This is a genomic window from Kitasatospora sp. NPDC127111 (genome assembly GCF_042677465.1).
GTDB lineage: Bacteria > Actinomycetota > Actinomycetes > Streptomycetales > Streptomycetaceae > Kitasatospora.
The window spans coordinates 1-9188 of sequence record NZ_JBHXTG010000141.1 but is presented as its reverse complement, the minus strand read 5'-3'; the positions used below and the strand labels follow the sequence as shown (position 1 = coordinate 9188).

9 protein-coding genes and 2 tRNA genes are annotated in these 9188 nt (G+C 71.3%); 6 read left to right on the top strand and 5 right to left on the bottom strand.

Features of this window, described 5'->3' with window-relative positions; translation table 11 throughout:
* Positions 1-89 precede the first annotated feature (89 nt).
* Positions 90-815: a DedA family protein gene (locus ACFVHB_RS39480; protein WP_380332734.1), complete on the bottom strand. Its 726-nt coding sequence runs from the start codon at positions 813-815 to the stop codon at positions 90-92.
* A 387-nt stretch (positions 816-1202) separates the two neighbouring features.
* Here ACFVHB_RS39480 and fbaA point away from each other — a divergent pair, with 387 nt between their 5' ends.
* The 3 genes from fbaA (at position 1203) to ACFVHB_RS39465 (ending at position 3894) form a co-directional block, all read left to right on the top strand.
* Positions 1203-2225 (top strand): class II fructose-bisphosphate aldolase, encoded by a 1023-nt coding sequence (gene fbaA, locus ACFVHB_RS39475; RefSeq protein ID WP_380332733.1) that lies wholly within the window; start codon positions 1203-1205, stop codon positions 2223-2225.
* Between the two features lie 60 nt (positions 2226-2285).
* Positions 2286-2717 (top strand): DUF3151 domain-containing protein, encoded by a 432-nt coding sequence (locus ACFVHB_RS39470; protein ID WP_380332731.1) that lies wholly within the window; start codon positions 2286-2288, stop codon positions 2715-2717.
* A gap of 379 nt (positions 2718-3096) precedes the next feature.
* Complete coding sequence (locus ACFVHB_RS39465; protein ID WP_380332729.1) at positions 3097-3894, top strand: DUF3152 domain-containing protein; 798 nt, start codon at positions 3097-3099, stop codon at positions 3892-3894.
* A gap of 40 nt (positions 3895-3934) precedes the next feature.
* Here the strand turns inward: ACFVHB_RS39465 and ACFVHB_RS39460 are convergent, their stop codons facing one another.
* From ACFVHB_RS39460 to purS, 4 genes are all read right to left on the bottom strand, one after another.
* Positions 3935-4762 carry a sterol carrier family protein gene (locus ACFVHB_RS39460; RefSeq protein ID WP_380332727.1) on the bottom strand — a complete coding sequence of 276 codons (828 nt, stop codon included), beginning with the start codon at positions 4760-4762 and terminating at the stop codon, positions 3935-3937.
* A gap of 108 nt (positions 4763-4870) precedes the next feature.
* Complete coding sequence (purL, locus tag ACFVHB_RS39455) at positions 4871-7126, bottom strand: phosphoribosylformylglycinamidine synthase subunit PurL (protein WP_380332725.1); 2256 nt, start codon at positions 7124-7126, stop codon at positions 4871-4873.
* Entirely contained in the window at positions 7126-7806 is a 681-nt protein-coding gene (purQ, locus tag ACFVHB_RS39450) for a phosphoribosylformylglycinamidine synthase subunit PurQ (protein WP_380332723.1), read from the bottom strand. The genes purL and purQ overlap by 1 nt, the downstream gene beginning before the upstream one ends.
* Positions 7803-8057 carry a phosphoribosylformylglycinamidine synthase subunit PurS gene (gene purS, locus ACFVHB_RS39445; RefSeq protein ID WP_209415641.1) on the bottom strand — a complete coding sequence of 85 codons (255 nt, stop codon included), beginning with the start codon at positions 8055-8057 and terminating at the stop codon, positions 7803-7805. Before purS ends, purQ begins: the two co-directional genes overlap by 4 nt.
* 467 nt (positions 8058-8524) lie before the next feature.
* On the opposite strand from purS, the gene ACFVHB_RS39440 reads away from it, so the two are divergent.
* The 3 genes from ACFVHB_RS39440 (at position 8525) to ACFVHB_RS39430 (ending at position 9172) form a co-directional block, all read left to right on the top strand.
* Positions 8525-8842, top strand: coding sequence for an Lsr2 family protein (locus ACFVHB_RS39440; RefSeq protein ID WP_238860361.1), 318 nt, complete (start codon positions 8525-8527; stop codon positions 8840-8842).
* Between the two features lie 142 nt (positions 8843-8984).
* Positions 8985-9057: transfer RNA gene (locus ACFVHB_RS39435), tRNA-Gly, on the top strand.
* A 39-nt stretch (positions 9058-9096) separates the two neighbouring features.
* A tRNA-Gly gene (locus tag ACFVHB_RS39430) sits at positions 9097-9172 on the top strand.
* Positions 9173-9188 lie beyond the last annotated feature (16 nt).

Below are 9188 nucleotides of genomic sequence, written 5' to 3'. Positions count from 1 at the left end.
CTCGGGGGACGATATTTGTGAAAACCAGCCCCGCCCTGTTCCACGTGGAACAGGGCCCGGCCCCGGCCGTTCGTCGTCGTGCCCGCGGCTCAGTCGCGGCGGTGGCGTCCGCCGCCGGCCTGGACGGCCTCGGCGTCCGCGGTGCCGGCGCCGGCCCCGCCCGCCTTCTTCTTCCTGCGCTCGCGCAGCACCTCGACCAGGATCGGCGAGACCGACAGCAGCACGATCATCAGCATCGCCGGGATCAGGTACTTGTCGATCACCGGCGCCATCGCGTCACCGAAGAAGTAGCCGATCAGCAGCATCGACTCGGTCCACAGCACACCGCCGATCACGTTCCACAGGAAGAAGGTCCGGGCCGGCATCTCCAGGGTGCCCGCGACCGGGTTCAGGAAGGTGCGGACGATCGGGATGAAACGGGCCATGACCACGGCCTTGCCGGGCCCGAACTTGTTGAAGTACTCCTCGGCCTTCAGCACGTACTCGCGGCGGAAGATCTTCGACTCGGGCTTGTCGAACATCTTCGGCCCGACCTTCACCCCGATCAGGTGGCCGAGCTGGGCGCCGACGATGGCGGCCAGCGGGGCCCCGATCAACAGGGCGGCGATCGGCAGCTTCGTGCCCTCGCCGAGCACCGACGAGGCGGCGTTCGACGCGGCGACGCCCGCGATGATCAGCAGGGAGTCGCCCGGGAAGAAGAACCCGACCAGGAGGCCGGTCTCCGCGAAGATGATCGCGATCAGCCCGATGGCACCGAGGGACGAGATCAGTGATTTGGCGTCGAGCAGGTTGACGGCCAGCTGGTTGTAGTCCACGGCCGCAGGATAGCGGGCCCGTCTTTACCAGAGCTTCGCCCCGGTGACCGAGAGGGCCCTCATCCTTTCGTAGCACCGCGTGACGCACCTCGTGGCCCCGGGTGGCGCACCTCGTAGCACCAGGTGGCACACCCGGCCCCGGCGTCCCGACTGGCGGGCCGCATGCTGACCAGGAAGCGCGAGTCTGGGAAGATGACACCGGCGTCCGAGGCCGCGGTCGCAAACACCCTCGTTGTCGTGCCGCGGTGGCCGCCTCGAACCTTGGTACCGGAGAGCCGCACCGCAGAGCCGCGCTCCGGCCCCGCCGGTACCCCGGAGTCGTACCGAAGGCGTACACAGCGTCGGACAGCACCGTCCGTACGCCGCAACCCGACAGGAGCGGATCGCATGCCCATCGCAACTCCCGAGGTCTACAACGAGATGCTGGACCGGGCCAAGGCGGGCAAGTTCGCCTACCCGGCCATCAACGTCACCTCGTCGCAGACCCTGCACGCCGCCCTGCGCGGCTTCGCCGAGGCCGAGAGCGACGGCATCATCCAGATCTCGACCGGTGGTGCGGAGTTCCTGGGCGGCCAGCACAACAAGGACATGGTGACCGGCGCCGTCGCCCTCGCCGAGTTCGCGCACATCGTCGCCGCGAAGTACGACGTCACCGTCGCGCTGCACACCGACCACTGCCCGAAGGACAAGCTGGACGGCTACGTCCGCCCGCTGCTGGCGATCTCCGCCGAGCGCGTGGCCAAGGGCCGGAACCCGCTGTTCCAGTCGCACATGTGGGACGGCTCGGCCGAGACCCTGAACGACAACCTGGCCATCGCCGAGGAGCTGCTGGCCCAGGCCCGCGCCGCCAAGATCATCCTTGAGGTCGAGATCACCCCGACCGGTGGCGAGGAGGACGGCGTCTCGCACGAGATCAACGACGAGCTGTACACCACCGTCAACGACGCCGTCCGCACCGCCGAGGCCCTGGGCCTGGGCGAGAAGGGCCGCTACCTGCTGGCCGCCTCGTTCGGCAACGTGCACGGCGTCTACAAGCCGGGCAACGTCGTCCTGAAGCCGGAGCTGCTGCGCGAGCTGCAGGACGCGATCGGCAAGCAGTACGGCAAGACCGACCCGTTCGACTTCGTCTTCCACGGCGGCTCGGGCTCCACCGCCGAGGAGATCGCCACCGCGCTGGAGAACGGCGTCGTGAAGATGAACCTCGACACCGACACCCAGTACGCCTTCACCCGCCCGGTCGCCGGCCACATGTTCCAGAACTACGACGGGGTCCTGAAGGTCGACGGCGAGGTCGGCAAGAAGAACACCTACGACCCGCGCACCTGGGGCAAGCTCGCCGAGGCCGGCATGGCCGGCCGCGTGGCCGAGGCCGCCCAGCAGCTGCGTTCGGCCGGCAACCGCCTGAAGTAAGCCCCCTCGTCCGAAGAGGCAGGCTCTGCCGTCATGCCCCTCAGTGGTTCACTGGGGGGCATGACCACTGACCGAAACCCCTTCGAGGGCCAGAACCTCCTCGGAGGTCCCGCCCCGACGAAGCTGCCCGCCGAGCCCGCTCCGCTGGAGCTGCTGGCCGGCGGTGCCTCCCCGGCCGAGGTCGCGGCGAAGTACCCGACCTCCTCGCTCGCCTGGGCCCAGCTCGCCGACGACGCCTTCGCCGCCGGCCGCACCGTCGAGTCCTACGCGTACGCCCGCACCGGGTACCACCGCGGGCTGGACGCGCTGCGCCGGGCCGGCTGGAAGGGCCACGGCCCGGTGCCGTGGGAGCACGAGCCGAACCGCGGCTTCCTGCGGGCGCTGCACGCGCTCGGCCGGGCCGCCGCCGCGATCGAGGAGAAGGAGGAGGCGGAGCGCTGCGCCCAGTTCCTCCGGGACAGCTCGCCGACCGCCGCCGCCACCCTGAGCTGACCCGCCCCCTCCCGCCGCCCCCGTACTGCCCCGCCCGGGCAGCGGGGGCGGTTCCCGTTCGCGCTGCATACCCGGTATGTGGACAGTCACCCCGTCGCCGTGCCAGGGTGGTCGGGCGAGGGGGACGCACACGACTGTTCGAAGGCTCCGCGACCCCACCGGTCAGACAGGAAGCCTCACCGTGCCCGCAGCCCGACCCGACCAGCGCGGCTCCCGCGCGCGCAGCTCCCGCGGTTCCGGAACCGGTGCTCCACGCGGCACCGGCCCCCGTGCCACCGCGCCGCGGGCACGCGGCGGCCGGAGCGAGGGCGGCCGGGGCGCGGGCGCTCGGGCGGGCAGCCGGCGGAGGCGCCGCCAGCGCCGCGGGCTCGGGCCCGGCATGATCACCGCGCTGGTCGCGGCGGTGGCGATACTCGGCGGCACGCTCTTCGTGCTGAACCGCCCCGAGGCCCTGCCCGGCGGCGGACGGACCGCCCAGGGGCGGGTCGCCCCCTCCGACGGCGGCACTCCGGCCGCACCCGCCGCGGTACCGACGCCGTCCCCCACCAGGACGCCCACCCCGCCGCCCGCACCGGAGCCCAGCGCCCCCGAGCCGAGCGCCCCCGACCCGGGCCCCGGCAAGGGCTCGGGCAGCTTCACCGTCGCCCCCGGCGCGGCCGCGCCCGTCGGCAAGGGCCCCGTCCGCCGCTACCGGGTCGAGGTCGAGGACGGCATCGGGATCGACCCGGCGGCGGCCGCCGCCCAGATTCAGGGCATCCTGGCCGACAAGCGGGGCTGGACCAACGACCGCAGGAACGGCTTCCAGCTGGTGGCGAGCGGCGCGTACGACTTCACCGTGAAGATCGCCTCGCCGGGCACCGTCGACCGGATCTGCGGCGCGTCCGGCCTCGACACCCACGGCGAGGTGAACTGCAACGTCGGCAACCAGGTGCTGGTCAACGTCAAGCGCTGGAACACCGGATCACCGCAGTTCAGCGGCCCGATCGACGAGTACCGGGCGCTGATCGTCAACCACGAGGTCGGACACCGGATCGGCCACGGCCACGAGACCTGCCCGGGCAAGGGCAAGCCCGCGCCCGCGATGATGCAGCAGATCTACGGGCTCAAGGGCTGCGAGCCCAACGCCTGGCCGTACACGGCGGACGGCACCTACCTCGGCGGCCCCTCGGTGCCGTAGACCGGCCCGGCGGACCGGCCCCCGGCCGCCGCTCCGGCCGTCAGCCCAGCAGCGGCAGGTACTCCCGCAGGTCGCTCCGCTCCCCGCTGGCCGAGACGGCGGCGGCCTCCACCGCGGCCGCCCAGCCGGTCCGGCCGGTGGCCAGCCGGATCCAGGTCAGCGGGTCGGTCTCGACCACGTTCGGCGGAGTGCCCCGGGTGTGCTTGGGGCCCGCCACGGCCTGCACCACCGCGTACGGCGGCACCCGCAGCTCGACCGCGCCGCCGGGGGCCCGGTCGGCCAGCGCGTCGGCCAGCAGCCGGGTGACGGCGGCGAGGGCCTGGCGGTCGTGCGGGAAGGCGCCCAGGCCCACCGCGTCGGCCAGGTCGTCGGCGTGCACGACCGTCTCCACCAGCCGGGTCACCAGCATGTCGGTGAGCAGCATCGAGCCGAACCTGATCTCGAACCGGCGGCCCGGGTCGTACGTGTCGGCCCCGGCCACGGTGCGCACCAGTCTGGCCGTGGCCTCCCGGAACGCCTCCGCCACCGAGGCCGGGCCGCCGCCGAACTCGGTCGCGGCCTTCGACCGCGCCTGCTCGTCGAGCAGCGGCGCGACCGTGCCCACCGCGGCCACCCACCCGAGCAGGTCGAGCGGCGGCCGGCCCTCCAGCGGGTCGTCGAGGTGCGCGGGCACCCAGTCGATCTGGACGGCGAGGTGGGCGATCAGCTCACGCACCGTCCACTCCCCCAGCCGCGTGGGCCGGGCGAGCAGTTCCCCGGCGTCCGGGCGGGCGCAGAGCTCGTCGACGGTGTCGCGCAGCGCGGCGGCCTGCCCCGCCAACGCGGCGCGGACCTTCCCCGGCTGGTACGTACGGGACTTGGGAGGCATGCGCCCCAACATACGCCGAGGGGCGGACGGTTCGGTCAACCGTCCGCCCCGCAGGGGCGTTGCTCGCCCGCTCGCCGAGCTCGGGCTCGGGCTCGGGCTCGGGGCCCGTCAGGCGAGCAGGGCCTCGATGACGCCGGTGTGGGCGTCCTTCAGCTCGGCCAGCGAGACCGTGAACTGACCCTGGACGTCCAGGACGTCACCGTCGACCACACCGATCCGGGTGGCCGGCAGGCCGCGGGCGGTGCACATGTCGTTGAACCGGAGCTCCTCGCTGCGCGGCACCGCGACGACCGCGCGGCCCGCCGACTCGGAGAACAGGAACACGAACGGGTCCATGCCCTCGGGCACGATGATCCGCGCGCCGTGGCCGCCCTTGAGGCAGCTCTCCACCAGCGCCTGGCCCAGGCCGCCGTCGGAGAGGTCGTGCGCGGCGTCGACCATGCCGTCGCGCGAGGCGGCGATCAGGATCTCGCCGAGCAGCTTCTCGCGGTCCAGGTCGACCTTCGGCGGCAGACCGCCGAGGTGGTCGTGGACCACCTGCGACCAGGCCGAGCCGCCGAGCTCGTCCTCGGTGTCACCGAGCAGGTAGAGCAGCTGGCCCTCCTCGGCGAAGCCGATCGGGGTGCGCCGGGTGACGTCGTCGATGACGCCGAGCACCGCGACCACGGGGGTCGGGTGGATGGCGACCTCGCCGGTCTGGTTGTACAGCGAGACGTTGCCGCCGGTGACCGGGGTGCCGAGCGCCAGGCAGGCGTCGGCCAGACCGCGGGTCGCCTCGGCGAACTGCCACATCACGTCCGGGTCCTCGGGGGAGCCGAAGTTGAGGCAGTCGGAGACGGCGAGCGGCTTGGCGCCGCCGGCCGCGACGTTGCGGTACGCCTCGGCCAGGGCCAGCTGGGCACCGGTGTACGGGTCCAGCTTGGCGTAGCGGCCGTTGCCGTCGGTGGCGACCGAGACGCCGAGGTTGGTCTCCTCGTCGATCCGGATCATGCCCGAGTCCTCGGGGGTGGCCAGCACGGTGTTGCCGATGACGAACCGGTCGTACTGGTCGGTGATCCAGGACTTGGAGGCCTGGTTCGGCGAGCCGGCGACCTTGAGCAGGTCGGCCTTCAGGCCCTCGCCGGTGGTCGGGCGGGCCAGCCGCTCGGCGCTCGGGGCGTCGGCCTGCAGCGCGTCCTGCCAGCTCGGACGGGCGTACGGGCGGTGGTAGGTCGGGCCCTCGTGGGCGACGGTGCGCGGCGGCACGTCGACCACCAGCTCGCCGTGCCAGAAGATCTCCAGCCGCTCGCCGTCGGTCACCTCACCGATGACGTTGGCGATGACGTCCCACTTCTCGCAGATCTCCAGGAAGCGGGCGACCTTGTCGGGCTCGACGATGGCGCACATGCGCTCCTGCGACTCGCTCATGAGGATCTCCTCCGGCGAGAGCGTGGTGTCGCGCAGGTGCACGGTGTCGAGGTCGATCCGCATGCCGCCGGAACCGGCCGAGGCCAGCTCGCTGGTGGCGCAGGACAGACCGGCGCCGCCGAGGTCCTGGATGCCCTTGACGAGCTTCTCCCGGAAGATCTCCAGGGTGCACTCGATCAGGAGCTTCTCCTGGAACGGGTCGCCGACCTGGACCGCCGGGCGCTTGGTCGGCTTGCTGTCGTCGAAGGTCTCGGAGGCCAGCACCGAGACGCCGCCGATGCCGTCGCCGCCGGTGCGGGCGCCGTACAGGATGACCTTGTTGCCGGCGCCGGACGCCTGCGCGAGGTGGATGTCCTCGTGCTTCATCACGCCCACGCAGAGCGCGTTGACCAGCGGGTTGCCCTGGTAGCAGGAGTCGAAGACGACCTCGCCGCCGATGTTCGGCAGGCCCAGGCAGTTGCCGTAGCCGCCGATGCCCGCGACGATCCCGGGCAGCACGCGCCGGGTGTCCGGGTGGTCGGCCGCGCCGAACCGCAGCGGGTCCATCACGGCGACCGGGCGGGCGCCCATCGCCAGGATGTCGCGCACGATGCCGCCGATGCCGGTGGCCGCGCCCTGGTAGGGCTCGATGTACGACGGGTGGTTGTGCGACTCGACCTTGAAGGTGACCGCGTAGCCCTGGCCGACGTCGACCACACCGGCGTTCTCGCCGATGCCGACGAGCATCGCGTCGCTCTGCGGCTTCTTCTCGCTGAACTGCTTCAGGTGGACCTTGGAGCTCTTGTACGAGCAGTGCTCCGACCACATGACGGAGTACATCGCGAGCTCGGCGCCGGTGGGACGGCGGCCGAGGATCTCCCGGATGCGCGCGTACTCGTCCTCCTTGAGGCCGAGTTCGGCCCAGGGCTGGGCGGCGTCCGGGGTCTGCTCGGCGTTCTTGACGGTGTCGAGGCTCATCAGGCGTTCACCAGCTGCTTCAGTACGGAAGTGAAGAAGCCCAGACCGTCGGTGCCACCGGTACCGACGAGCGGCTCGACCGCGTGTTCCGGGTGCGGCATCAGGCCGACGACGTTCCCGGCGGCGTTGGTGATGCCGGCGATGTCGTTGATCGAGCCGTTGGGGTTGACGTCGAGGTACCGGAAAACCACCCGGCCCTCGGCCTCCAGCTCGTCGATGGTGCGCGCGTCCGCGGTGTAGCGGCCGTCCATGTTCTTCAGCGGGATGTAAATCTCCTGCCCCGCCTCGTAATCGGCGGTCCAGGCGGTGCCCGCATTCTCCACCCGCAGCTTCTGTTCGCGGCAGATGAAGTGCAGGTGGTTGTTGCGGAGCATGGCCCCGGGCAGCAGGTGGGACTCGGTCAGCACCTGGAAGCCGTTGCAGATGCCGAGGACCGGCATTCCCAGCTTCGCCTGCTCGATGATGCTCTCCATCACCGGCGAGAAGCGCGAGATGGCGCCCGCGCGCAGATAGTCGCCGTAACTGAATCCGCCCGGCAGGACGACCGCGTCGACCTGGTGGAGATCCTTGTCACGGTGCCAGAGGGCGACCGGCTCGGCGCCGGCGAGGCGGACCGCGCGCTGGGCGTCACGGTCGTCGAGCGAGCCGGGGAAAGTGACGACGCCGACGCGGGTGGTCACTTGCCCTCCTCCTCGATGCGGACGGTGAAGTCCTCGATCACGGTGTTGGCGAGAAAGGTCTCGGCGGCTTCGCGGATACGGGCGAGCGCGGCGTCATCGACCGGACCCTCCAGCTCCAGCTCGAAACGCTTGCCCTGGCGGACGTCGGCGATCCCGGTGAATCCGAGACGGGGCAGTGCACGCTGCACCGCCTGTCCCTGGGGGTCGAGGATCTCCGGCTTGAGCATGACGTCGACTACGACGCGTGCCACTGGCACTCCCGGTGGTGTCTTCGTGAGGCGGGGGAACTCCAGACTACCGGGGGTTTCGGGCTGGATTGCTGGCCGGGGAGGGCGACGCGCGTAGACCCGAGACCCTTACGCGGCAAGGGTTCCGGGGCCCCGGACCGGCCCGGCGGGCACCCGATTTCCCCGGATTCGGCGCCCCGAAGGAGAACGGCCGAAGAGCACCCGAATACCGGCACTCCGGGACAGATCGGCCAGTCGGGAGCGCCGGTATCCGGTACTCCGGCGAAGACACGTGAATATCCGGAAAAGAAAGCCGGACTCTTCGATTTCGACCCGCTTCGGGTGCAGAATAGGGCCACCTGCCGCGGCAAGTGCTGCGTATCCGGCACGCCATCAGGCCTGCCCGTGTGCGCTTGCGCGTGTGGTGCACAGCAGGCCACGGGAGCGCACCCCGCGCCCTTCGGCCGAATTGCCCGAGAGGATTGACACCCATGGCTCAGCGTGTAGTCGTCACGCTCTCCGACGACCTGGACGGCGGCGCCGCCGCGGAAACCGTCCACTTCGGCGTCGACGGGAAGTCCTACGAGATCGACCTGTCCCTGGACAATGCGGAAAAGCTGCGGGAGGCGCTCGCCCCGTTCGTCGCGGCCGGCCGTCGCCAGAGCCGCACCGGAAAGTCCTTCCGCCGCACCGCGCTCACCCCGGACCCGGCCGCCGTGCGCGCCTGGGCCCAGTCGCGGGGCATGGAGCTGCCCGCCCGGGGCCGCATCCCCAAGCACGTGTACGAGGCGTTCGCCGAGGCGAACTGACCGTCGCCGGACCGCCGCGGGGCCCGGTCGTCCCACCTGCACCGAAAGGGTGGGGCGACCACCCCGACGGATGCTGTAGAGTATTCCTCGTCGCCGCAACGGAGAGATCCGAAGAGGCGGCCGGTGCCCCACCAGGCACCGTGCGGACGTGGCTCAGTTGGTAGAGCATCACCTTGCCAAGGTGAGGGTCGCGAGTTCGAATCTCGTCGTCCGCTCGCAGTGCGCGAGCACAGCACAACTCAATATCTTGACCTGCGGACGTGGCTCAGTTGGTAGAGCATCACCTTGCCAAGGTGAGGGTCGCGAGTTCGAATCTCGTCGTCCGCTCCAGCACGAAGGGCCCTCT

Coding starts and splice junctions, on each gene's coding strand:
- fbaA (WP_380332733.1), top strand. CDS start 1,203: ATGCCCATCGCAACTCCCGAGGTCTACAACGAGATGCTGGACCGGGCC.
- ACFVHB_RS39470 (WP_380332731.1), top strand. CDS start 2,286: ATGACCACTGACCGAAACCCCTTCGAGGGCCAGAACCTCCTCGGAGGT.
- ACFVHB_RS39465 (WP_380332729.1), top strand. CDS start 3,097: ATGATCACCGCGCTGGTCGCGGCGGTGGCGATACTCGGCGGCACGCTC.
- ACFVHB_RS39460 (WP_380332727.1), bottom strand. CDS start 4,762: ATGCCTCCCAAGTCCCGTACGTACCAGCCGGGGAAGGTCCGCGCCGCG.
- purL (WP_380332725.1), bottom strand. CDS start 7,126: ATGAGCCTCGACACCGTCAAGAACGCCGAGCAGACCCCGGACGCCGCC.
- ACFVHB_RS39440 (WP_238860361.1), top strand. CDS start 8,525: ATGGCTCAGCGTGTAGTCGTCACGCTCTCCGACGACCTGGACGGCGGC.